The sequence below is a fragment of the Primorskyibacter flagellatus genome, from assembly GCF_014638275.1.
GTDB lineage: Bacteria > Pseudomonadota > Alphaproteobacteria > Rhodobacterales > Rhodobacteraceae > Pseudooceanicola > Pseudooceanicola flagellatus_A.
The window spans coordinates 1,233,018-1,255,102 of sequence record NZ_BMFJ01000001.1 but is presented as its reverse complement, the minus strand read 5'-3'; the positions used below and the strand labels follow the sequence as shown (position 1 = coordinate 1,255,102).

General features: G+C 63.6%; 23 protein-coding genes and 1 tRNA gene. 13 read left to right on the top strand and 11 right to left on the bottom strand.

Features of this window, described 5'->3' with window-relative positions; all coding sequences use genetic code 11:
* Positions 1-21: 21 nt before the first annotated feature.
* The 5 genes from IEV87_RS06195 (at position 22) to IEV87_RS06175 (ending at position 3,144) form a co-directional block, all read left to right on the top strand.
* A complete protein-coding gene (locus tag IEV87_RS06195; RefSeq protein WP_188476783.1) occupies positions 22-354 on the top strand; it encodes a hypothetical protein in 333 nt (110 codons plus the stop codon).
* Between the two features lie 84 nt (positions 355-438).
* The gene (locus tag IEV87_RS06190; RefSeq protein WP_188476782.1) at positions 439-867 is read left to right on the top strand and encodes a c-type cytochrome; all 429 of its coding nucleotides are present in this window, start codon (positions 439-441) and stop codon (positions 865-867) included.
* A 13-nt stretch (positions 868-880) separates the two neighbouring features.
* Positions 881-2,260: a multicopper oxidase family protein gene (locus IEV87_RS06185; RefSeq protein ID WP_229737441.1), complete on the top strand. Its 1,380-nt coding sequence runs from the start codon at positions 881-883 to the stop codon at positions 2,258-2,260.
* Positions 2,261-2,284: 24 nt separating this feature from the next.
* On the top strand, positions 2,285-2,719 hold the full coding sequence (locus tag IEV87_RS06180; RefSeq protein WP_188476780.1) for a c-type cytochrome: 435 nt from the start codon (positions 2,285-2,287) through the stop codon (positions 2,717-2,719).
* A complete protein-coding gene (locus tag IEV87_RS06175) occupies positions 2,716-3,144 on the top strand; it encodes a c-type cytochrome (protein WP_188476779.1) in 429 nt (142 codons plus the stop codon). The genes IEV87_RS06180 and IEV87_RS06175 overlap by 4 nt, the downstream gene beginning before the upstream one ends.
* 38 nt (positions 3,145-3,182) lie before the next feature.
* Here the strand turns inward: IEV87_RS06175 and IEV87_RS06170 are convergent, their stop codons facing one another.
* Complete coding sequence (locus IEV87_RS06170) at positions 3,183-3,758, bottom strand: hypothetical protein (protein ID WP_188476778.1); 576 nt, start codon at positions 3,756-3,758, stop codon at positions 3,183-3,185.
* A gap of 66 nt (positions 3,759-3,824) precedes the next feature.
* Here IEV87_RS06170 and IEV87_RS06165 point away from each other — a divergent pair, with 66 nt between their 5' ends.
* Positions 3,825-4,343: a Crp/Fnr family transcriptional regulator gene (locus IEV87_RS06165; protein WP_188476777.1), complete on the top strand. Its 519-nt coding sequence runs from the start codon at positions 3,825-3,827 to the stop codon at positions 4,341-4,343.
* Positions 4,344-4,433: 90 nt separating this feature from the next.
* On the opposite strand, the gene IEV87_RS06160 is transcribed toward IEV87_RS06165, so the two are convergent.
* The 10 genes from IEV87_RS06160 to IEV87_RS06115 all read right to left on the bottom strand — a co-directional run bounded on the left by IEV87_RS06160 (position 4,434) and on the right by IEV87_RS06115 (position 16,071).
* Positions 4,434-4,739, bottom strand: a complete 306-nt coding sequence (locus tag IEV87_RS06160) for a copper-binding protein (protein ID WP_188476776.1) — start codon at positions 4,737-4,739, stop codon at positions 4,434-4,436.
* A 60-nt stretch (positions 4,740-4,799) separates the two neighbouring features.
* Entirely contained in the window at positions 4,800-6,152 is a 1,353-nt protein-coding gene (locus IEV87_RS06155) for a multicopper oxidase family protein (protein ID WP_188476775.1), read from the bottom strand.
* Positions 6,149-7,561, bottom strand: a complete 1,413-nt coding sequence (locus IEV87_RS06150) for a TolC family protein (protein ID WP_188476774.1) — start codon at positions 7,559-7,561, stop codon at positions 6,149-6,151. Before IEV87_RS06150 ends, IEV87_RS06155 begins: the two co-directional genes overlap by 4 nt.
* 275 nt (positions 7,562-7,836) lie before the next feature.
* Positions 7,837-8,232, bottom strand: a complete 396-nt coding sequence (locus IEV87_RS06145) for a hypothetical protein (RefSeq protein WP_188476773.1) — start codon at positions 8,230-8,232, stop codon at positions 7,837-7,839.
* 102 nt (positions 8,233-8,334) lie between these two features.
* Complete coding sequence (locus tag IEV87_RS06140; RefSeq protein ID WP_188476772.1) at positions 8,335-8,658, bottom strand: hypothetical protein; 324 nt, start codon at positions 8,656-8,658, stop codon at positions 8,335-8,337.
* Between the two features lie 222 nt (positions 8,659-8,880).
* Positions 8,881-10,197, bottom strand: coding sequence for a hypothetical protein (locus tag IEV87_RS06135; RefSeq protein WP_188476771.1), 1,317 nt, complete (start codon positions 10,195-10,197; stop codon positions 8,881-8,883).
* Positions 10,198-10,337: 140 nt separating this feature from the next.
* Positions 10,338-10,787, bottom strand: a complete 450-nt coding sequence (locus tag IEV87_RS06130; protein WP_188476770.1) for a hypothetical protein — start codon at positions 10,785-10,787, stop codon at positions 10,338-10,340.
* A gap of 507 nt (positions 10,788-11,294) precedes the next feature.
* Entirely contained in the window at positions 11,295-12,128 is an 834-nt protein-coding gene (locus IEV87_RS06125) for a hypothetical protein (protein ID WP_188476769.1), read from the bottom strand.
* Positions 12,129-12,262: 134 nt separating this feature from the next.
* Entirely contained in the window at positions 12,263-15,694 is a 3,432-nt protein-coding gene (locus IEV87_RS06120) for a class I SAM-dependent DNA methyltransferase (RefSeq protein ID WP_188476768.1), read from the bottom strand.
* A 287-nt stretch (positions 15,695-15,981) separates the two neighbouring features.
* Positions 15,982-16,071: transfer RNA gene (locus IEV87_RS06115), tRNA-Ser, on the bottom strand.
* A 138-nt stretch (positions 16,072-16,209) separates the two neighbouring features.
* Between IEV87_RS06115 and IEV87_RS06110 the strand changes: the two genes are divergently transcribed.
* From IEV87_RS06110 to proB, 7 genes are all read left to right on the top strand, one after another.
* Positions 16,210-17,043: a DUF2059 domain-containing protein gene (locus IEV87_RS06110; RefSeq protein WP_229737439.1), complete on the top strand. Its 834-nt coding sequence runs from the start codon at positions 16,210-16,212 to the stop codon at positions 17,041-17,043.
* Positions 17,043-17,888 carry a DUF2059 domain-containing protein gene (locus IEV87_RS06105; protein WP_188476766.1) on the top strand — a complete coding sequence of 282 codons (846 nt, stop codon included), beginning with the start codon at positions 17,043-17,045 and terminating at the stop codon, positions 17,886-17,888. The genes IEV87_RS06110 and IEV87_RS06105 overlap by 1 nt, the downstream gene beginning before the upstream one ends.
* Positions 17,889-18,076: 188 nt before the next feature.
* Positions 18,077-18,706 carry a 50S ribosomal protein L21 gene (locus tag IEV87_RS06100; RefSeq protein ID WP_188476765.1) on the top strand — a complete coding sequence of 210 codons (630 nt, stop codon included), beginning with the start codon at positions 18,077-18,079 and terminating at the stop codon, positions 18,704-18,706.
* Between the two features lie 12 nt (positions 18,707-18,718).
* Positions 18,719-18,988, top strand: a complete 270-nt coding sequence (rpmA, locus tag IEV87_RS06095; protein WP_188476764.1) for a 50S ribosomal protein L27 — start codon at positions 18,719-18,721, stop codon at positions 18,986-18,988.
* 95 nt (positions 18,989-19,083) lie between these two features.
* Positions 19,084-19,635: a GNAT family N-acetyltransferase gene (locus tag IEV87_RS06090; protein ID WP_188476763.1), complete on the top strand. Its 552-nt coding sequence runs from the start codon at positions 19,084-19,086 to the stop codon at positions 19,633-19,635.
* Between the two features lie 48 nt (positions 19,636-19,683).
* The gene (obgE, locus tag IEV87_RS06085) at positions 19,684-20,718 is read left to right on the top strand and encodes a GTPase ObgE (protein WP_188476762.1); all 1,035 of its coding nucleotides are present in this window, start codon (positions 19,684-19,686) and stop codon (positions 20,716-20,718) included.
* The gene (gene proB, locus IEV87_RS06080) at positions 20,706-21,839 is read left to right on the top strand and encodes a glutamate 5-kinase (protein WP_188476761.1); all 1,134 of its coding nucleotides are present in this window, start codon (positions 20,706-20,708) and stop codon (positions 21,837-21,839) included. Before obgE ends, proB begins: the two co-directional genes overlap by 13 nt.
* Positions 21,840-22,085: the final 246 nt, after the last annotated feature.

Genomic DNA, 22,085 nt, shown 5'->3' with positions numbered 1-22,085 from the left:
GGTCACTTATCCGGAGGTCCCGTGCGGCATATCCTCGTCATCATCGCGCTGATCGTCACCGCCTGGGCGTTTGTGCCCGGGGCGGCACAAGCGCATGACATGCCGCATGTCGAGATGGGTGCCGGGACCATGGATAGCGAATGCGCCGACTGCTCGGGCATGGACGCCATGGGCGGGCACACCTCGGGCGTCGACTGTCACCACGCGGCGGGCTGTGGTCCGGCAGTTCATGCACTGCCGGTCTCTCTGTCGTTTACGATTGATCCGGTGGTGACCCGCACCATCCGCCCGAACGACACGATCGACGCGCGATCCGTTACCCTCTCGCGGGACCTGCCGCCTCCGCGATCCTGACGGCTTTGAAGCCGCAACTGCGACACGGCTCGCAGTTTTTTGAGATGCTCGGCCTATCGGCCGTGCCCTTCAGGATCACGACCCATGAACAAGATCATTCCCGCCGCCCTGGCCATCGTTGCCATTGCAGGCGGTGCCTACTACCTCACTCGGCCCGAGGCCCCGGAGCCGAGCGCACAGCCTGCCGAAGGCGACCCGCTCGTTTCGATCACGGTGCCGGAGACGCTGACCGCGGATGCCATGATGGGCCAGCGGGCCTTCGACGCCACTTGTGCGGCCTGCCACGGGACTAACGCAACCGGCAAGATGGGTTTTGGCCCGCCGCTGGTCCACAAGATTTACGAGCCGAACCATCACGCCGACATGGCCTTTGTGATGGCGGTGCAGAACGGAGTTCGGGCCCATCACTGGCCCTTCGGCGACATGCCCGCGCAGTCCGGCCTGACCCCGGCCGATGTTGGTGCGATCATCACCTACGTCCGCGAACTTCAGCGCGCCAACGGGATCGAGTGACATGAGCTTTCGCATGACAAGACGCGCCTTCTGCGGCGCGATGGCGGGGACGGCGGGATTGGCCGCCCTGCCGGTGCGCGCAGCCGGTCCGCAGACGCTGACAGCCCGCGCCGCCACCGCCCAGATTGCCCCACCGAAATACGCGGCGACGGAAGTCTGGAGCTATGACGGCACCTTGCCCGGCCCGGTCCTGCGCGTGCCCCAGGGCGGGCGCGTGACCCGCCGGTTGGCGAACGAGTTGCCGGTTCCGACCTCGATCCACTGGCACGGCATCCGCATCGACAACGCGATGGACGGTGTGGCCGGCCTGACGCAGGAGGCGGTGCCGCCGGGCGAAGCCTTCGACTACGACTTCACCGTGCCCGACGCCGGGACCTACTGGTATCACGCGCACACCAACTCGTTCGAACAGGTGGCGCGCGGGCTTGCAGGCGCATTGATCGTCGAGGAGGCAGACGCGCCGGAGGTCGACCGGGACGAGGTTTTGGTCCTCGACGACTGGCTGCTGAACCCCGAGAATGCGCAGTTCATGGAGCCCTTCGGCCACATGATGAGCCTCAGCCACGGCGGTCGGTTCGGAAATCTGCTGGGCACCAACGGGACCTATGATTATGCCCGCGAAGTGAGGGCCAACGAGCGCCTCCGTCTGCGCCTGATCAACGCGTCCAACGCGCGGATCTTCGTGCTTCGGCTGGCGGGCCTCGACGGCTGGACCGTCGCGCTGGACGGCATGCCTTTGCCCGCGCCGGAGCCTGTGGAGGCAGAGCTGATCCTCGCCCCCGCTCAGCGCATTGACCTGATCGTAGATGTGACGGCGGAGGACGGTGAGACCGCGGCTCTCGTCAGGTTCGACGACGACGACCAGTCGCGGCCGCAGGCGCGGTTCCCGGTCGCGGGCACGGCATCCGCGACCCGGCGCGACACGCCCGCCGCCCTGCCGCCGAACCCACGCATGGAGGTGCCGGGGATCGACAGCGCCCGTCGGCTCGACATGGCAATGGAGGGCGGCGCCATGGGGCGTATGTCCGGGGCCATGATGAACGGCCGCTCCATGGGGTTTCGCGAGATGGCGGGGCAGGGCCAGTTCTGGGCCCTGTCGGGGCAGGTCGGCATGACCGACACGCCCTTCGCCAGCCTCGATCGGGGCGAGACGGTGCGCGTCAAGCTGACCAACGACACGGCCTTTGCCCACGCCATGCACCTGCACGGGATGCACTTCCGGCAGGTGGCGGAGGACGGCACGCTCGGCCAGATGCGCGACACGATCCTCAGCACTCCGGACGAACCGCTGGAGATCGCCTTTGTCGCCGACAACCCCGGCAAGTGGCTATTTCACTGCCACATGCTTGGCCATGCGGCCTCAGGCATGACCACCTGGATCAATGTAAGCTAATCCCCTCAGCAGGAAGGAAATATCATGAAGAAATACATCGCCATCGCGCTGATCGCCACCGGCACCGCGGCCTTCGCCCATAGCGGCGTGAAGGACCCGGATGTGATGAACCGCATGATGGGCATGTCGGAACTGGCCAATCAGATGAAGGTCATCGGCAGCATGGCCAAGGGTGAGGCCGCCTTTGATGCGGCGGCAATCGACGCGGCTTTGGCCAAGATCTCAGAGGAGGCGGGCTATATCCCGTCGCTTTTCGAAAAGAAGGCGCTTGATCCGAAGTCCGAAGCCCTTCCGGTCATCTGGGACGACTTCGACACATTCACGGCGCGTGCGACGGATCTCGAAAAGGTCTCGGGCGGGCTGGTCGGAACCGTCCAAACCTCGGCCGACCTCGGACCGGCGGTTCAGCAGATCGGGAAAGCCTGCGGTGCCTGCCACGGGGACTTTCGCGCGAAATGAGGCTGGCCACGGTTCTGTTTGCCTGCGCTGCCACAGTGGCGCAGGCCGATCACAGCCTCACGGATCGCGACATTGAAGCCGGTGCCGCTCTCTATGCTGAGAGCTGCGCCTCATGTCATGGCGCCAAACTGGAAGGCCAGCCCAACTGGCGCACGCCCGGAGAGGACGGCGTCCTGCCCGCGCCGCCGCATGATGTGACCGGTCACACCTGGCACCACGATACGCCGCTCTTGTTGGACTACACGCTGAAGGGCGGTCAGGCCGCGCTGGAGGCCCGTGGCGTCACAGGGTTCAAAAGCGGCATGCCCGCCTTCGAGGACACCCTGACCGAAGACGAGGTGCTGGATATCCTCGCCTTCATCCGGTCGACCTGGCCCGAGCGGGCGCAGGAGGTGCAACGCCAGCGGACACATGGAACGAACTGATCGGCCCCTTTGACCTGGCGAGACGGTCCATCTTCGGATCAATGGGCATGGGCGTCCTCTCCCCGCGCCATCATCAGGTGATGCGCGCGATGATGATCCTGACTGGCCATGAGCCCGAAGAAGCCGAGCCCCTGAATGCGGGCGACCACGGCGGGGTCGCTGCTGGTGACCCGAAGTTCGGCCCCGGTGTCGGCTACTGAGGCGTCTACCTGCCAGCGGTCGTCCAGCGCGAGTTGCGCTGCATGGGTAGGCACCATGCGCCTTAGCGTGGCAATCGTCGCGTCGTCACCGGTTGCAGCAGCCAGAATGCCATCGGGCAGCATCGTTTCCGTCACGACCGTGTCGGTGACAAGCCGGTCCATGTCGACCAGATGCGCCCGGAGGCCGGCAAGGTCCACCTTCGTCCAGTCCGTTTCGGGATCGGCTTCCAGCACCCGCACGACCTCGCTCAGCGCTGCGAAGGCGCCTTGACCCGGCTCGGCCAGGGTGGGGACGGACCGCGCTGGCTGCATGTGTGCCAAGTGGTCCATGCCGGGCGTATGGGTGGTTTGGGCGAATGCGCTGGCCGATCCCCCGATCAGCGCCGCGGCAATGACGAAAATCTTCGGTCTCATGATGGCTCCTTTCGACGGTTGCGACCAACCTATCGGATCGCCTGAAAACCCCATATGATATCCATCATGTCGGAATGGCAGGCGATATTCGACGGTGCACCCGTCACGACCTTTGACACCGGGGCGGCGATCTTCCGAAGGGAGGACCCCGTCCGGTCGATGTATCTTGTCCGATCCGGTTCCGTCGCGCTGGAACGCCCCTTGGCTGACGGGACGGCGCTGGCGCTGTCAGTCGCCCGGTCCGGGATGGCGTTGGCCGAGGCGTCGCTCTTTGCCGACACTTACCATTGTGATGCCGTGGTGCGCGAGACGGCCGAGGTTTCGATCCTGCCCAAGGCTGTGTTTCACGCCACCTTGCGGGATCGGCCCGAAATCGCGCTTGGTCTGATTGAGGCCTACGCCCATACCGTCCAGGCACAGCGGACGCGGATCGAGATCCTGCGCATGCGCAAGGTGTCCAGCAGGTTGGATGCCTGGCTTGACCTGAACGGCCCGCCGCCAGAGGGGCACTGGAAAAGCGTCGCGGAAGTGATCGGGGTCTCGCCGCCCGCGCTCTATCGCGAGCTTGCCAAACGGCGGTCGTGACCGTCCCGGCGCGGCGTCTCACAGCCTGAACGGCAGGCCGAAGGAACGGCGCCCCTGAACCGGGGCACCGCCGCGAGATTTGGAGATTGGTTACTCGGCCATGATCTCGGTCACGGTCAGCTTGCCCTTCACGCGGTCGGCTGTGAATGCAACTTCCTGACCTTCGGAAAGGCCTTCCAGCATTTCGGGATCGGCGACTTCGAAAACCATCGTCATCGCCTCCATGTCGAGATTGTCGAGGGGGCCGTGATCAATCGTCAGGCGATTCCACTGGGTATCGACTTTGGTGATCGTTCCCATGCTCATGCCCGCATCGCCGTGATCGCCGGAGTGGGAGCCTTCCGCGACAACCGTGGTTGCAAAGAGGGCGAAGGCGAGGGTCATCAGGGTTTTCATCGTGGGTGTCCTTTCAAGACGGGAGGGGTTGCGCCCGGGCAGGCCGGGCGCCGGGGGAAATCAGCCGCGACGCACATGATCGCGGGGCGGGATGATGGTGTCGGGACTGGTGTTGCGGGCCTCTTCGGGAAGCTCGCCGGTCCATTCCCAGGCTTCGGTGCCGGGCGGGTTCTCATACCAGCCGGGGTCGGAGTAATCGTCGGGCGCGATACCTTCGCGCACTTTCACGACAGAGAACATGCCGCCCATCTCCAACGGGCCGTAGGGCCCCCAGCCGGTCATCATCGGCACTGTGTTCTCGGGCAGCTCCATCGACATCTCGCCCATGTCGGCCATCCCGGCGGTGCCCATGGGCATGTAGCCGCGCGTTTCCTTCCGGATCATGCCGGTCAGCTTGCGTTTGTCGACCCCGATGAAGGTGGGCAGGTCGTGGCCCATGGCGTTCATCGTGTGGTGCGACTTGTGGCAGTGGATGGCCCAGTCGCCTTCGTGCACGGCGTCGAACTCGTAGGCGCGCATGGCGCCCACGGGGATGTCGATGCTGACCTCGGGCCAGCGGGCCGACTCCGGCACCCAGCCGCCGTCGGTGCAGGTGACTTCGAAGTCGTATCCGTGCATGTGGATCGGGTGGTTCGTCATCGTCAGGTTGCCGCAGCGCACCCTGACGCGGTCGCCCTTGTTCACGACCAGTGGATCAATGTCCGGGAAAATCCGGCTGTTCCAGGTCCACATGTTGAAGTTGGTCATCTCGGCCACGCGCGGGATGTAGGTGCCCGGATCGATGTCGTAGGCGGCCAGCAGGAATGCGAAGTCCCGGTCGACCGGCATGAAGGCCGGATCACGCGGATGCACGATGAAAAGTCCCATCATGCCCATGGCCATCTGCACCATCTCGTCCGCATGCGGGTGATACATGAAGGTGCCGGACTTGGTCAGGTCGAACTCATAGACGAAGGTCTTGCCGGGCGGGATCGCGGGGTGGCTCAGCCCGCCCACGCCGTCCATGCCCGAGGGCAGGATCAGCCCGTGCCAGTGGACCGAGGTATGCTCGGGCAGGCGGTTGGTGACATAGATCCGCACCCGCTCGCCCTCGACCGCCTCGATCGTGGGGCCGGTGGACTGGCCATTGTAGCCCCAGAGACGGGCCATCATGCCATTGGCCATGATCCGTTCGACCGGCTCGGCGACCAGATGGAACTCCTTCACATTGCTGTTCATGCGCCAGGGCAGGGACCAGCCGTTCAGCGTGACGACCGGGTTGTAGTCCGGGCCGTTGGACGGGCGCGGCGGGACCTGCGTGTTCGGGCTGTCATAGCTCGCCGCTTCGGGAAGGTCCCGGAACCGGGTCTGCGCCTGTGCGGCCGAGGCCATGGCGAGGCCGGCCCCGCCGGCAAGAAGTTGTCTGCGGTTCATTCTGCACCTCCTGTCGCGCCACCCCAGATGGCGGCAGTCATGGATGCTTCGGCGTGCCAGTAATCGGCCTTTGCCTCGGCATAGCTGAGCTCTGCCTCAAGCCCCTCTCGGGCGTCGGTGATCAGCTCGAACGTCGAGGTGAGCATGCCGTTATAGGACTTCAGCGCCTCCGCATCGATCGTGCGGCGCAGCGGCAGCACCTCGTCGCGCCAGTGCCGGGCGATGTTGTATTTACCGGTAACAGCGGCATGGGCCGACCGCGCCTCGGACCGGGCATTGACCGCCGCCTGCGCCAGTTCGTTCGCCGCGCGCATGTAGGCGAGTTCACCCCGGCGGCTGGTCAGCTTGCCTGTGTCATAGAGCGGGATCTCGAAGCTCGCTTCCAGCACGCGAGAGGTCTCCGTCTCCCGTCCCGTGGGCGTGTCGGACCGCTCGACCTCGGCCCCTGCGGTGATCTCGATGTCCGAAAGCATCCGCGTCTGACCCTCCAGCCGGTATTCCTGCGCGATAGCCTCCAGCTCCAGCCGCCCGATGGCGAGGTCGGTGCGGTGTTCCAGCGCCAGTTTCTCGATATCCGACCGGCCGGGCCGTCGACCGGGCAGGCCTGGCAGGCGATCCGGAACATAGAAGTCGATATCCGCCCCCCAGAGGCCCATGAGCCGGGTCAGTTTCTCCTTCGCCAGCTGGGCTTCCAGACGGGCATCGGCGCGTTCGGCGGCGAGCTCGGCGGTGAAGACATGCTCCCGCGCCTGATCGGCCCGGTTCATCGCCCCGGTGCGACCGAGTTCGGCGGCCAGTTCCGATGCCGCATCCGCCGTGCCCTGCGCCCGCCCGATCAGCGCGGCGGCCTCGAAGGCCGCAACCGCGTCGATCCACGCCTGACGGACCTCCGTCGCCAGAGCGATGGTCGCCCCGAGGGCGGCGAACTGTGCCTGCTGGAACTTCGTCTGCGCAATCGCCCGGCGGGGCTTCACGGTCGCCGCATCGAGGATCGCGCCCGTCACCACCGCCTCAAGCGAGCGGGCCAGCCCGACCTCGCCGATCCCGGAGATCGTCACACCGAAGGACGGCACCGGACCCATTGCAACCTCCCAGAGGTCCGCCGCCGAGAGCCCCAGGTCAGCATAGGCCGCCTGGAGGCCGCGGTTGTTCATCAGCGCCACCTGCACGGCCGTGTCGGGCCCGATGGTCTTCCGGTGCACCAGCGCGCGGGCCCGCGCCGCGTTCGCGGCCACCTCGGCGGCCGACTGCGCCCAGACGCCTGACGCGCCGGTTGCCTGTTTCGTTCCGCTGGATACCAGGGAGAAGCCAGCACCGGGGGCTGAGGCCTGACCGACCAGCCCCGCATCCGCACAGGCCGCAAGAGCCAGCGGCAGCAGCGCTACGCTCATCTTGAGGGGTCTTCTCATGACGACCCTCCCGGCGCCTGCGCGTCGTTCAACTGGCGCCAATCCCCGGGCGCCTCGATGGCACGTGAGGTATGTGCGACGGCTGGCCCGGCCGGGGCGGCGCGTGCGGTCATTGGATCGGCAGCCCGGGTGAGGGGCGCGGCCAAGGGGGGCTCGAACGGCTGCGAACAGCCCGCGAGCGCCAGCGGCACGGTGGCCGCCAAGAGGATCTTCATGATTGGTCTCCGGAAGGGATCGGCAGAGCAGGCGCCGGATGGCGCCCTACGACAGCTCGATCACGCTTTCGGAGGTCGTCGCAGCCCGTTCGGGTGCGTCAGTTCGGTCAGGTCGGACGATGACAGGTCGTGCGGCGCACTCGATGCGATCTGGCCGACGCTCAGCACCACGGGCATCACCGTCAGCTCAGCCACGCATGCATGATCGCAGCAGATCGGCGCTGAATCCGTTGAGGCCTCATCCGAAGTCTGAACCACCTGATGCATGCCGTGGTCCGCGCCATGGTGGGAATGGTCCATCGAAGCAGCCGAAGGCTGTTGCGCGGCATGCTGCATACTGACGCTCGCCTGCTGTTCGCACAGCATGGAGCCGGACATGGCCATGACGGCGACCGGGGCGGCCACCATCATCAGCCCGGTCAACGCCAGGAAGAGTGCGATCAGGTATCTCTTCATCGTGTTCGCATCATCCGGTAGCGCGAGTGCCGTGGCAAGTCACAAGCGCATCACCAACATGGGCAAAGGTGCAAACCCGCCGCTGTGGTCGGACCCGCTGATTTATCGTGCGTCCCGCACGACTTTGAGGGCCCTGAGATGCTGGTGCGCCGTCTCGGGGCGGGTGGGATACACAGTGAACACATCGTAGCCGACCTCGAGATCCACCTTGCATCCCAACAATCCGAGCAAGCGACTTGCTTCGGCCCGAATGCCACGGCGCCGGTCGCGTTGATCGTCCACGCCGTAGACCTCGATAAACGCAAATCCTGAGCCTGGCCGATAGTGGGACTGTGCTGCCAGCCGGAGAGTTGGCAGGTCTGCATTGTCTGCTCTCAGGGCTGCCTCTACCCAACCGAGCAGCATTTTTCTGTCTGGCGTATCCATGCGTCGTTCCTCCCACGGTGGCGTAACCCAACATTGGCCCGAAGCGGCATCGACGAAGCGATTTCATGGGGAACTGCTCGCATCAATGGAAAGATCGTCAAATCTGGGTCCGTGGGTGGGTTTGGCGCGGTTGGGGGAAATGGGGAAACGGCCTTATTTCGGCTATGTCGGTCCCTCAGCCTTCGGCAAGGCTTCGCCCCCTGTAGCGGACACGGACCTGTCTCACTGAAAAAATGCCGACGATGCAGTGGAAGCCGCCGAAATCACGGGCTTTCCCTTCCGATACCAAGTCGCACGGGACATGCCCTGAACTTTCCACGGCATCTCTCTCGATATAGCATTCGCTGCGAGGTATTCCGCTCGCGGCACGGCGCCGGCGGCGGCGCGGCGCTCTCTTTCCCGTTCGGTCTTCCTGCGGCGTCGTTCCTTGGTCGAATAAACCTGCTGGAGGCTGAGGGAGCGCGCTTCGTCATCGGTGATGTCGAGCAGTTGCGCGACCTGGGCGCCGGAATAATGATACCTGCCGTCATCCAGCGGATTTGCCGTCCGAGGCCGCGCCGCACGGTCCTCTGCGTTACGGATGATACTTCGCACTTCTGTCGCGGGAAGGCCGGGCGTCACGACGGCGGCCATCCTGTCGATCGCCGTCGCAATATCGCCTGGCTCTCGCAGGTGCGTCAGGCATGTCGCATATAGGTGCAGGAAGGTGTTCCGGCGCCCTTGGGGGACTTGGCCTCCCCAGAAGACGCAAAGCTTATCGAGGTCGTTCAGGATCTGCTGGAACCTTGCAGCCGGGGTGAGCCCCGAGCCGGTCACCCGACGCCTTGCCTTTTTGACATGCCGCAGCTTTCGCTCTTGAAGCTGGCGCCGTGTAGGTCGGCCGAGGGCCGTGTATGTGGCGTCCTCCAGAGCGTCGTAATCGTAACGCAGGAGTGTTCCGCCAATAACGCGGACGACACGGCCGGACTTTGGATTGATGCTGCCAGGGAGGCGGAAAACTCTTGCGGTATCCGAACACGACTTATCGGCGCCGGCACTCCTGAACAGGGTGATAAGGCCATGGATTGCCGCCCGCCATCGTGCCCGCACATGGGGTGGCAACGGTCGTATGAGCCAGATAGCGGCGAGGCCGCGTCCGGTCGCGTTCAGCAGTGAAGGCATTGGCAACCCCGCAGTCTCGCATATCTCCGTGACCTTGGCGCGCCATGCGGCTGGGTCCGCCACAAGGCCCGTTGGAGCGAGATCGGCATCGAGATCCACGAACATCGCGTTCAGCGCGGCAAGGCGCATATCTTCCCGATGACCATGAAACCGGTTCAGGGAAACGAACGAGGTTCGTTCGGTCGCACAGGTGGCATAGAACGGAGCGGTTGCGATCTCGGAGATCTTGCACTCGGCCCGGTCTTTCCGGTCCGCGATCAGAAAATTCACCTTTCCGATGGCGTCGTCAGGGTGCAGCAGGCGCACATAGTCCGCGGTGGCCATATCGGCCGCGGCGGGCAGCGCGTCTATGAGGGTGCGTGTGTTGAGGTGTTCCATTTTGGGGAACTGGTTCGCGCGACGGCGTTACCCAAACAGCCACCAGCCGGGCAGTAAGAGCGGGCTGCCGAGGCCTGTGCTGCAAGCGAAAGCCTGCAAACGGCCTCGGTGCTGATGACCATCGTCGTGTCCAGGTGGCCTCAGATAATGAGGCGAGGGGTATTGCCCCGCTTGATCTGGGACAGTTGGCCTTCGAGATCTGCCATCTGCTCTTCCATCGCATCCACGAGAGCTTCGAGGTCGTTGACTGATGCGGTTCGCTCGACAAGCATCTTTTCGAGGGCTTGGACGCGAAGCTCGAGCGGCCGGGCCGCTTCGGCACTGATGGCCTCGGCCAGGGTCCGAAGTGTATCGGAATGGGCCTGCGTGGCCTTGGCGACCTCTGGCGAAATCCCTTCTTCGATGATCTGACGAGGCAGGTCGGGAAGACCTTCCTCACGCGCGGCGAGGTATGTCCGCCAAGCGGTCAAGGCGAGGCCACGGCGGCCGAGAGCATTCCACAAGTTCAGTCGGTCAGGGGTTTCCCCCCTGGCCATGAGAGTCATGGCGGCGGCAAGAACTTCGTCACGGGTGTAGGCGGGTGTCTGCATCGGGAACTCCATAGTGCAGTGAAGAGGAGTTCAGGACTTGGTTACGAGTGTTGTTGCCGACTCCGCCACAACGCGTTTCCAATCCGGCACCGTTGAGAAGGTCGGAAGCTCACATGCTCATGAGCTTGCTGAGGACAAAGAAATGTCTACCGCTTGGCCTTAGAACAGAGGCAAAACTTGCCCCTTGGAGTAGACGCTGAACGTTCTTACTACATAATGTGTTGACGTGCGTCCTGTCGGGCAGTTTACGACGCCTGGGGCCTCTATGTTGGGATGCGGACCCGACCTAAACGATACGGTTCAAATCTCCGGGAAAGCTATGATCGGCGTTCGTGTTTGCGCGTTCGCGACATGCATTTCGTGCCTAAAGTTTTCCGATGTCGTGTCACCGGTGAAGATTGAGAAGGCTTTGGTTCCAGCAGACGGTATTGAGAAGGTTGCAGCCTATGCGGCGATTGCTCGGCGGACAGCATTCCGACGGCAGTGGTCATTATTCCCTAACCCAGATTATCGCCAGATCATCAAATCATACCACCTTTCTGTAAGATTTCTGAAAATACCATCGGCAATATCCTGGGGCAGAGTGTGAAATGGAGTTTCACCCATAAAAGAGGAGGTCAAATTGACCAACAGAACGGAGTCAACCATTCCTCCTTGATTGAAAAATGTCCATATAGCCGCGCCTAAAGAAACAGCGAGATGGGTGAGCAGGGGTGAAAATCGAAATTTGACTGATTTTGGTCTCATTTTCGATTGATTTGAGAGCGCAATGAATAAAATTAAAATGGGTATATAGTGCACCCATGGAGGGAATGAATCCAGAATATCGCGGTAGGGGTCGTTGGGGGAGCGAGAAAACACTTGATACGAAGTCCAAATAATAAACGGCAATCCTGAAATATACCCCACGGAGCCTACGTAGTTGAATACAATAATCGTAGAGCGAATACTTTTGCAGTAGATTGCCAGGATTATATAGATATATAATATACTGATAAGCAATGAGAGAAACGTAAAAGTTTCAGAGAAAAACAAATGCTGTGTGGCTTCCGCGTTTCTCCTAATGAAAGGATCAGAATCTGGGCCTGTTCTGTATAAGGAGACGAGCCAGTAGCCGTAGACATGAAGCCATGCGTATGCGGTTATCACTTTGGCTGAAGTTTCGGTTTCTTGGGCGAGCTGCCAGAAATTTGAGATATTCCTCAAGCACTCAAATGCGAGGATGTAAGGAGCCAAAGCGAAGCCGAAAAGCAATGACAAATGGTTTTTCGGTTTATCTTTAGGGGATCCAGGTTTCGACATCGCCGCCGCGTCGATGTCAACGTCACTTTTTTGATTCATTATCTTTCCCGCCGTTTCTTTTGAAAGTTTTCTTTATTCACCGCATTCAGTAAGAAATATTTTTTCTGAATCAGGAAGGAATGGGCGTTCAGGTGCATTGTATTTGAAGGGGGCAATAGCGCTTAATTTTCTGATCAAGTAGTGTAGAGATTGTTGTCAATCGCTTCGGCCATCCCGAGCCCCGCCAGTGTCTCCAGCAGCGGCTCGACCGATCCGGCGCGGCCGCGATGGAAAGTCCGGGCGATGGTTTCGGCGTCGGCCTCTCCCAGGGTCTCCAGCGCCTCGCGGACGGCGGTGATCTGTTCGGGCAGGGTCTTGGGCCAGGCGGCCTTGCCGGTCTTGGCGCCGGCGGCGATCTCCAGCTTGCCGGTCTTGGCCTGGGCGGCGCGGCCGTCGGGGTTCTGATACTCGGGGCGGAGCCAGCGCACATGGCCGCGCGCTTCTTCCTCGGCGCGTTCGTGGTTCAGCGCGACAAGGCGAAGGAGGATCTCGTCTTCGGGCAGGTCGGCGGGCCAGCCGTAGGCCTCGGCCACGGCGGCGTCGATCCGGTCATGGATGTCGCGCAGCAGGCCGATCAGCCCGTCGTCATAAACCTGCTTGTCCTTGCCCTCAAGCACCTCGCCCGCGCGGAGCTTTTCGAGGGTGTTATACATCTGGGTCAGGGTCAGCTTGGGGTGGGCCTTCTGCCGCTCCTTGCGATGCGCGTCGAGTTCCTCTCCGAGGGCGCGGAGGGTGGTGCGTTGTGCCGGGGTGAGGTCGGGGAAGGGAAATTTTGCAAAGCAATCGGCGTGATTATAGTTCGGTCGGTCCTCCAAATGAGCTCCGGTCGCCAATGCCCATTTCAAATGAATGCCCGATGACAGAACGGCCAAGTTTTCGGCATTTGAAAGGCCAATCGCAATCAGTTTTGCGTCAGGCAAAATGTCGCTCTCGAGGAATCCGAATATTCTGTGTTTGGCCGTTCGGCAGGTAGCAATATAGCGTTCCAGCGATTCCAACGCCGGACGCATTTTTTTTCTCGGCTCAGCGAATATCCACCATCGCTGCCTATATGCGTCTCGTTTCAATGTATCTCGCGTCGGGCGAACGGTATCAAGAACACGCTGGTATAAGACGGGATACTTATTTCTCGATTCTTCTTCTGAAAGTCCGAAAAAGTCGATTATATATCCTGGGGCATCGCCATGAAGAAACTGGCGACCGTTCAGGTATCTTCGAAGGATACCCGAGGCTACGGCTTGGCCATTGACGGAAATCGCTTCCCGAGCTTCTACACGAAATCCTTCTCCCAGTGGGGTGACGCCCTGATGCGCGAGGAAGTCATTTGAATGAAGGTCACTTGCGGAGCTCAACTCCGCGCCTATTCGAAGGTCGTGCTGAATATTCCCGTATGCAAGCGTGACTTCTACTTGTCTCCCCTCGGCCTCATTCCTCTCCCCACTCTCGGACACGACCGTGACCAGTCGCCCCGGGCGGGAGCCTGACGCCGCCACCGTCATCCCGATCCGCACCGCCGCACCGTCCGCCGTGTCCACCCATGGGTGATCCGGGATGGCAAAGAGCAGTGACAGGGGCCGTTTGCTATCGCCCAGATGTGGCTCCAGCACCCGGCGGTTGAAAGTCTGGCGAAGGGAGTTCGTGGTGATCAGCCCGAAGCGCCGTAGACCGGTCTCGCCGTCGAACCCGCGCGCCATCAATGCGGCTTTCTCCCACCAGAACATGACCAGATCGGCGCTCTGCGGCACTTTCGGATAAGCCTTCCACAGCGCCTCCACATAGCCATCGCCCAGGGCTTCCCGCATCCTCTTGTTCCCGATGAACGGCGGGTTACCGACGATGAAGGTCGCCTCCGGCCATGCCGCCGGGCGGGGCTCGGCATAGTCCCAGACCTGCACGCGGGCTGTGGGGTCGGGCACATCCTCTCCGGTCGCGGGGTGGCGCATCATGGTCACGCCGTCCCAACGGGTCGCCGGGGTGTCGTCGTCATTCCTCCGCTCGGTCCGGGCGGTCCAGGTCAGCACGGCGTCCCGGTTCTCGATGTTCTTGAAATCCCGCAGGATCGGTTCCGACGGCGCGGCCTGCCCGTGGGTGCGGAAGTGCCATTGCAAGTAACCGATCCACAGCACCAGCTCCGCCACATTGGCGGCCCATGGGTTCAGCTCGATCCCGAGGAACTGGTGCGGGTCGACGGTATGCCCTTCGAGGCCGAGGGCGGACTGGCGTTCTCCCAGTTCCTCCATCAGGGCAGTCACCTCGCCCTCCAGCCGCTTCATCAGCTCCAGCGCGACATAGAGGAAGTTGCCCGACCCACATGCCGGGTCGAGCACGCGGATGTCGCATAACTTACGGTGGAAGTCTCGCACCTGCTGGAGCGCTTCTTTGCCCTTGTCCTGGCTGCGGAGAAGGTCGACCGCGGCCTGCACCGACCGCCAGTCGGCGCGCAGCGGTTCGATGATCGTCGGCATGACGAGCCGTTCGACATAGGCGCGCGGCGTATAGTGGGCACCAAGCTTGTGGCGGTTCTTGGCGGTCAGGGCGCGTTCCAGCAGGGTGCCGAAGATCGCCGGTTCGACCTGTCGCCAGTCGGCCTCAGCGGCCTCGATCAGCAGGCCCAGCTGAAGTTCGGAGAGGGGCAGGGCGGTCGCGTCCTTGAAAAGCCCGCCGTTGAACCGGAGGAGCTTGGCCATCAGGACGGGGGAGTTGCCGCCGGTGTTCATCGTCTCCCACAGCGACTGGAGCACATATTGCGCTTGATCGGGCTTGCCGCGCAGTTCGCGCAGCTTGTCGCGGAAGCTGTCCCTGGGCAGCAGCTCCACATCTTCGGCGAACATGGTGAAGAGGCAGCGCATGAGGAAACGGGCGACGGTCTCGCCCTCGTGGCCCTGTCCCTCGAAGCTCTTGCCGAGTTCGGCGAGGTGCCCGGCGATCTCCCGCGTGACCTTGGCGGCGGTCTTGGACGGGTCGAGCGACATGGGATCCTGCCAGATCGCCTTGAGCCGGTTCCGGACCACCTCGTCGCGCAGGTCCTCCATCGTGATGCGGTAGCGGTTGCCGTCCGGGAACTGGGTGTAGCCCTGACCCTGCCGCGAAAAATCCGCGTAGACCTCGATGAAATGCCCGACATCGACAACCATGATGAACGGAGGCCAGCCGTCTTCTTTCGCCACGGCGCGGGCGTAGCCGTCAGCCTGGTTCCGGGCCCGAAGCATCGTGTCCTCGAAGGCGCGGGTGCCCCGGCGGCCATGGCCGCCCTGTGCGCGCGGGGCGTCTTCCTCAATCAGGAGCGAAAGCTGTTCGGCCTCGGCCTTGGGCCCTGCACCCTGCTTGGCTTCCATGACGAAGCAGCCCTGGCGGTAGAGATCCATGCGGCGGTGGTGGCGCCGACCTGTGTGCGTTTCGGTGATCGGACGCTCGAAGCGGTAGTCGTTGGTCTGCCCGTCGCTCTGCGCGGGCTTAGGGCGGTCGACGCCGATGATGTCGCAGAGCTCGGTCGCGAAGGTCTGGAAGTTGGCCATCTCGTTCCCGCCGGAGGCCTGCCAGCGGGAAATAAACTCATCAATCAACAACGCGTAATGCTCCGTTTTCGGGCCAGAAAAGCATGGGTGACTGCCGATGGGAACCGTTTTCTGGCATCCGGTGACGCGGACGCGCGCCAGCCTTTCGACATCGTGCTTCCGGTCGGGCAAGCCGGATCCTGATCACCGCGTCGCAAATCACGCCTGCGAACGGACGCTGCCATTTTCTCGACGGAAAATGTGTAGCAAAATGTGGAGCAAAATTTCGCCCCAAGGAGGGGTGTTGCTCTTAAAGTTTTTACTTTTCAGGATCTTGCCATCACCCGCAGGGGTGAAAGTGGCGGAGAGACAGGGATTCGAACCCTGGGAACCCGTAAAGGCTCAACGGTTTTCGAGACCGCCCCGTTCGACCACTCCGGCACCTCTCCGCGGGGGTCTGGGAGGTCCGTCTAAACGTGATCGCCAGCCCGCGCAAGAGGCCTTTTGCATTGCTCGGATGTGGAATAGACCTAGCTCAAGCCCCACATGTCAAACAGACCACGCATGAGCCAGAGGTGCCTGCCAATATGCGACTTCCGACCCTTCTCCAACCGCTCGCCGCGACGCTGGTCGCGCTGCTTCTGACGGTCACACAGGCCGCGGGCGCCGACCGCGACAAGCTGACCGCCTTCCTGAAGGTGACCGGCTTTGATGTCGCGCTGGAAAGCATCAAGCTTTCGGCTGAGGACGCGCCGCGCATGCTCGGGCTCGACGCGAAGGACTTCGGCGCCTCCTGGACGCTGATGAGCCGGGATGTCTTCGACGTGCAGGAGATGCAGGCGGACGCAGTGGAGATCCTCGCCGCCACGCTCAGCGACGAGGCCCTCGCGCATGCGGCGGATTTCTATGCCTCCGACCTTGGCCAGCGTCTGGTGGAGGCCGAGAACGCCAGCCACATGCGCGACCGCACCGACAAGCGGGGCGAGGGCGGGCGGCTGCTGGCGGAGCTTCAGGACAGCGACCCGGAGCGGGTCGAGATCCTGCAGCGCATGATGGATGCCATCGGGTCCGAGGATCAGAGCCTGCGATCCGCCAACGAACTGGAAATCCGCTTCCTCATGGCCGCGCAGCACGCCGGTGTGATCCGCCTGCGGGTGGACGAGGAAGGCCTGCGCGCCGCCCAGGCCGAGGCTGCCGAGGAGACCAAGAAATCCATGCGCCTGTCCGGGCTCGCGTCCTCCGCCGCGACCTACCGGGACTTTTCAGACGAGGAACTGGTCGCCTATTCCGAGGCTCTGGAGGCGCCGCTGATGCAGGAGGTCTACGAACTGATGAACGCCGTGCAGTATGAGATCATGGCCGGACGGTTCGAGGAGGTCGCGGAGCGTCTGGCCGAACTGAACCCGGGCCAGGAACTGTGATGCTCAAGCCCTTCGTCACCGCCGTTGCGCTTGCCCTGACCGCCGCGCCGGTGCTGGGGCAGGGGACGCGCCCGCCCGTCTCTGTCCCGATGCCCGCCGAACAGGTGGACCGCATCTGGCAGGCGCTCGACCTGACGGAGGCGCTGGACATCATGCGGGAAGAGGGCCGGGCGCTTTCCGACGAGATCGCGCGCGACTACCTCGCGGGTCGCGACGGCGGGGGATGGGACCAGGCGGTTGAGCGTATCTACGATCCCGAAGCGATGGATCAGACCATGCGCACTGCGTTTGCCGAGGATCTCTCCGGGGCCGATGCCGCGCCGATTCTCGCCTTCTTCGAAAGCGATCTCGGCCACCGCATCATCTCGTTCGAGATGACCGCCCGCCGGTCCTTTCTCGACCGCCAGGTGGAGGACGCCGCCCGCGATCTCGTGCTCAGCGGCGACGTGCCGGAGGATCGCGCGGCCCTGATCGACCGCTTCATCGACGCCAACGACCTTGTCGACTTCAACACCTCGGGCGCGATGAACACCAACTTCGCCTTCCTGACCGGCCTGTCCCGATCCGACAGCTTTGCCATGACGGAGGCCGAGGTTCTGGATCAGGTCTGGACCGAATCCGAAAGCAGCCGCGCCGATACCGAACTCTGGCTTCAGGCCTACCTGACGACCGCCTACGAACCGCTGAGCGACGATGATCTGCAAAGCTATCTCGACTTTTCCCGGACCGAACAGGGCCAGCGCCTGAACCGCGCGCTGTTTGCCGGGTTCGGAGAGATGTATGAACAGCAGTACCACGCCCTCGGCCTTGCCGTTGCGCAGCAGATGGCCGGACAGGATTTGTAGGGTCCGGGAAACCCCCGCCCCTTGACTTGCAGGGGAATCCTGCGTATCTGCCCGCATCCCGGCAGGCATTCGGTTTGCGGGGACCATGTTCAATTCGCCCCTTCGAAGGGCGCGCTGTTTACAGGCGGGGAAACCCCTGAACGCCCGGAAACGGGGGCCTCACGACGCGGCAGAAAAGGAAGACGCTCATGTTTGCGGTCCTCAAGACCGGCGGGAAGCAGTATCGCGTGAAATCCGGCGATATGCTCCGCGTGGAAAAGCTGGCAGCCGATGCCGGTGAAAAAGTCCAGTTCAACGATATCCTGATGGTTGGCGGTGACTCCGTCGTCGTCGGCGCACCCCTGGTGGACGATGCCGCCGTGCAGGCCGAGGTCGTGGATCAGATCAAGGGTGACAAGGTCATCCACTACGTCAAGCGCCGCCGGAAGCATTCCTCGCAGCGCACCAAGGGCCACCGCCAGCAGCTGACCCTGCTGCGCGTGACCGACATCCTCGCGCAGGGCGCGGGCAAGTCGGGCATCAAGGCCGCGATCGGCGCAGGCTCCGTCACCGGTGCCTCGGCTCCGAAAGCCGCGCCCAAGGCCGAAGCCAAGGCGGCCCCGGCCGAAGCCAAGGCCGCGCCGAAAGCCGAAGCCAACGCCGCCTCTGCCGACGATCTGACCCATATCACCGGCGTCGGCCCCGCCGCGCAGAAAAAGTTCAACGAAGCCGGCATCACCACCTTCGCGCAGCTTGCCGCGATCGACCCGGAGACCTTTGACGCCGTCAAGGTCAAGCCGGAGTGGATCGAGCAGGCCGCCGAGCTGGCGAAAGCGTAAGGAGACCACGATATGGCACATAAAAAAGCTGGCGGTTCATCCCGCAACGGTCGCGACTCCATCGGTCGCCGTCTCGGCGTCAAGAAATACGGCGGCGAAGCTGTCATCCCCGGAAACATCCTCGTCCGCCAGCGCGGCACGAAGTGGTGGCCGGGCGAAGGCGTGGGCCTGGGCAAGGACCACACCATTTTCGCAACCGTCGAAGGCCATGTGAAATTCCACAAGGGCCTCAAGGGCCGTACCTTCATTTCGGTCCTGCCAGCGGCGGAGGCCGCCGAGTAAGCCGACCTTAAGGCTGATGAGACATCAGGGGGATCGGCACTACCGCCGGTCCCCTTTGACGTTACGGGACCCAGGTCCCGGAGGAGAAAGCCGCCATGAACGACGTATTGAACAAGGCCCCCGAAATCCCGGGCGAGGATCTGATCCTTCGCCCCCTGCGGAAGTCCGACGCGGGGCTGATCGAACTCTACGGCTCTGACGAACGGGTCGCGCGCATGACGACCTCGATCCCGCATCCGCTGCCGCCAGGTACAACGGAATCCTTCGTCACCCGCGCCATGACCTCTTCTGTGGACGAAGCGGTCTGGGTGATCGACGGCACCCCGGCAGGCGGGGCGGAACTGAAGGGCGTCATCAGTCTCAAGCGGATGGACAGCGCAGCGGGCGGCAAGTCGCAGTCCGAAATCGGCTACTGGGTGGCACCCGCCTGGTGGAACACGGGAGTCGCATCGGCTGCCGTGCAGGCGCTTGTCGGGGCCAACCCGCTGAACAACGACACGATCTTCGGATCGGTGTTCCAGGACAACCCGGCCTCCGCGCGGGTTCTGACCAACGCCGGTTTCGCCTATGTCGGCGACGCCGAAAGCTTCTCTGTCGCGCGCAACGCCAAGGTCGCGACCTGGACCTACATCCGCAAACTGAATTGAGCCGCGGGTCACGCTGAGCTAAGGCGACCCTTGCGGCAGGAGAGAAAGATGAAGTTCCTCGATCTCGCAAAGGTCACCATCCGCTCCGGCTCCGGAGGCAACGGCGCGGTGTCGTTCCGGCGCGAGAAGTTCGTCGAATTCGGCGGCCCCGACGGCGGCAACGGCGGATCGGGCGGCGATGTCATCGCCGAAGCCGTGGACGGGCTCAACACCCTCATCGATTTCCGCTACCAGCAGCATTTCTTCGCCCAGAACGGACAGGGCGGCATGGGCCGGATGAAGACCGGGTCCGATGGCGACGACGTGATTTTGCGCGTTCCTGTCGGTACTGAAATCCTTGAAGAGGACGGCGAAACCCTGATCGCCGACATGACCGACCTGGGCCAGCGGGTCGTCCTGGCGAAGGGCGGCAACGGCGGCTTCGGCAACGCCTATTTCAAGACCTCCACCAACCAGGCGCCGCGCCGCGCCAATCCGGGTCTGGAAGGCGTCGAACGCATGATCTGGCTGAGGCTCAAGCTGATCGCCGACGCGGGGCTGCTTGGCCTGCCGAACGCCGGGAAATCGACCTTCCTCGCCGCAACCTCCAACGCCCGGCCCAAGATCGCCGATTACCCGTTCACCACGCTGCATCCCAACCTCGGTGTCGTCGGCGTGGACGGTGCGGAGTTCGTCGTCGCCGACATTCCCGGCCTGATCGAGGGCGCGTCCGAGGGCAGGGGCCTTGGCGACCTGTTCCTCGGCCATGTCGAACGCTGCGCGGTGCTGCTGCACCTGATCGACGGCACCTCTGATACGGTCGCCGAGGACTACCGCACGATCATCAACGAACTTGAGGCCTATGGCGGCGACCTGGCCGACAAGCCGCGCGTCACCGTGCTCAACAAGGTCGACAGTCTCGACGAGGAGCTGCGCGAGATGCAGAAGGAATTCCTCGAGGAAGAGGTCGGCGCGCCGGTGATGATGATGTCCGGTGCCTCCGGCGAAGGCGTGACGGAGGTGCTCCGCGCGCTCCGCTCCCGCATCAGCCGCGACCGCCTGCGCCAGCAGGTGAAGGAGGAGGACAAGCCGTGGCAACCCTGACCCGGCCCGACACCGCCGTCGGGCTGACCGGCGCGCGCCGCGTGGTCATCAAGATCGGCTCCGCCCTGCTGGTCGACCGCACCACCGGTCTGCTGCGCGCCGACTGGCTGCAAAGCCTCGCCGACGATGTCGCCTGGCTGCGCGGGCGCGGTCAGGACGTCGTGCTGGTTTCCTCCGGCTCGATCGCGCTCGGGCGCGGGGTGCTTGGTCTTGGCCTGGATGCGCTGACGCTGGAACAGTCCCAGGCCGCCGCCGCCACCGGGCAGATCGGGCTCGCCGCCGCCTATGCGCAGGCGCTCGGTGGCCACGCGATCAAGGTCGGTCAGGTTCTTGTGACGCTCGAAGATTCGGCCGACCGCCGCCGTTACCTCAACTCCCGTGCCACGCTCGAAATGCTGCTCAGCCTCGGCGTCGTGCCGATCGTCAACGAAAACGACACCATCGCCACCGACGAGATCCGCTACGGCGACAACGACCGGTTGGCCGCGCAGGTCGCCGTGACCGTCGGGGCGGACCGGCTGGTGCTGCTGTCGGACGTCGACGGGCTCTACACCGCTAATCCGATGACCGATGCCACCGCCGTCCGGCTGGACCGGGTGGTCCAGATCACGCCGAAGATCGAGGCGATGGCGGGCGACGCCGGGTCGGGCCTGTCCAAGGGCGGCATGAAGACCAAGGTGATGGCGGCCAAGACCGCCACCGCCGCGGGCTGCGCCATGGCGATCACCCACGGGTTCCGCCCCAACCCCGTCCGCGCGCTGGAGGAAGGGGCAAACGCCACATGGTTCCTCGCCAAGGGCGACCCGCAGGCCGCGCGCAAGGGGTGGATCGCGTCGATGAAGCCCAAGGGCCGACTGCTGCTGGATGCCGGTGCGGTCAAGGCGATGCAGCAGGGCAAGTCCCTGCTGCCTGCGGGGGTCACGCGGGTCGAAGGCCGTTTCGGCCGTGGCGATCCGGTTGAACTGATCGGACCGGAGAACGAGATCCTCGGCCAGGGCCTGACCCGCTACACCGCGGAAGAGGCGCGCCGCATCGCCGGCCACCGTTCCGACGAGATAGAGGCACTGCTGGGCTATCCGGGCCGTGCCGCTCTGGTCCACCGGGACGATCTGGCGAGCTGAGGGCCGTCTCCCCCTCAACCCGGCCGTTTGCGTTCGCCGCTATCCCTGCTATCGTCCGCCCGGAACATGGAAGGATTCATGCACACTGTGACACCCCTGATGGCGCGCCCGCTCCCGGCCACCCTGCCAGCCCTGCTGGCGGGACCCGGAGCCTTTGGCCTGCTGAGGTGTCGCAAGACCTGACGCGCAGGACCGAAACCTCCGCAGGCCCGCACAGAACCGTGCGGGCCTTTCTGTTGCGCGAAG

Excerpts from the sequence above, each read along its gene's own strand:
- obgE (WP_188476762.1), top strand. The coding sequence starts at position 19,684 with ATGAAGTTCCTCGATCTCGCAAAGGTCACCATCCGCTCCGGCTCCGGA.
- IEV87_RS06155 (WP_188476775.1), bottom strand. The coding sequence starts at position 6,152 with ATGAACCGCAGACAACTTCTTGCCGGCGGGGCCGGCCTCGCCATGGCC.
- IEV87_RS06170 (WP_188476778.1), bottom strand. The coding sequence starts at position 3,758 with ATGAGACCGAAGATTTTCGTCATTGCCGCGGCGCTGATCGGGGGATCG.
- IEV87_RS06190 (WP_188476782.1), top strand. The coding sequence starts at position 439 with ATGAACAAGATCATTCCCGCCGCCCTGGCCATCGTTGCCATTGCAGGC.
- IEV87_RS06105 (WP_188476766.1), top strand. The coding sequence starts at position 17,043 with ATGCTCAAGCCCTTCGTCACCGCCGTTGCGCTTGCCCTGACCGCCGCG.
- IEV87_RS06145 (WP_188476773.1), bottom strand. The coding sequence starts at position 8,232 with ATGAAGAGATACCTGATCGCACTCTTCCTGGCGTTGACCGGGCTGATG.
- IEV87_RS06180 (WP_188476780.1), top strand. The coding sequence starts at position 2,285 with ATGAAGAAATACATCGCCATCGCGCTGATCGCCACCGGCACCGCGGCC.
- IEV87_RS06130 (WP_188476770.1), bottom strand. The coding sequence starts at position 10,787 with ATGCAGACACCCGCCTACACCCGTGACGAAGTTCTTGCCGCCGCCATG.
- IEV87_RS06090 (WP_188476763.1), top strand. The coding sequence starts at position 19,084 with ATGAACGACGTATTGAACAAGGCCCCCGAAATCCCGGGCGAGGATCTG.
- IEV87_RS06110 (WP_229737439.1), top strand. The coding sequence starts at position 16,210 with ATGCGACTTCCGACCCTTCTCCAACCGCTCGCCGCGACGCTGGTCGCG.
- IEV87_RS06175 (WP_188476779.1), top strand. The coding sequence starts at position 2,716 with ATGAGGCTGGCCACGGTTCTGTTTGCCTGCGCTGCCACAGTGGCGCAG.
- IEV87_RS06135 (WP_188476771.1), bottom strand. The coding sequence starts at position 10,197 with ATGGAACACCTCAACACACGCACCCTCATAGACGCGCTGCCCGCCGCG.
- IEV87_RS06160 (WP_188476776.1), bottom strand. The coding sequence starts at position 4,739 with ATGAAAACCCTGATGACCCTCGCCTTCGCCCTCTTTGCAACCACGGTT.
- IEV87_RS06100 (WP_188476765.1), top strand. The coding sequence starts at position 18,077 with ATGTTTGCGGTCCTCAAGACCGGCGGGAAGCAGTATCGCGTGAAATCC.
- IEV87_RS06125 (WP_188476769.1), bottom strand. The coding sequence starts at position 12,128 with ATGAATCAAAAAAGTGACGTTGACATCGACGCGGCGGCGATGTCGAAA.
- IEV87_RS06140 (WP_188476772.1), bottom strand. The coding sequence starts at position 8,658 with ATGGATACGCCAGACAGAAAAATGCTGCTCGGTTGGGTAGAGGCAGCC.
- rpmA (WP_188476764.1), top strand. The coding sequence starts at position 18,719 with ATGGCACATAAAAAAGCTGGCGGTTCATCCCGCAACGGTCGCGACTCC.
- IEV87_RS06150 (WP_188476774.1), bottom strand. The coding sequence starts at position 7,561 with ATGAGAAGACCCCTCAAGATGAGCGTAGCGCTGCTGCCGCTGGCTCTT.
- IEV87_RS06185 (WP_229737441.1), top strand. The coding sequence starts at position 881 with ATGACAAGACGCGCCTTCTGCGGCGCGATGGCGGGGACGGCGGGATTG.
- IEV87_RS06165 (WP_188476777.1), top strand. The coding sequence starts at position 3,825 with ATGTCGGAATGGCAGGCGATATTCGACGGTGCACCCGTCACGACCTTT.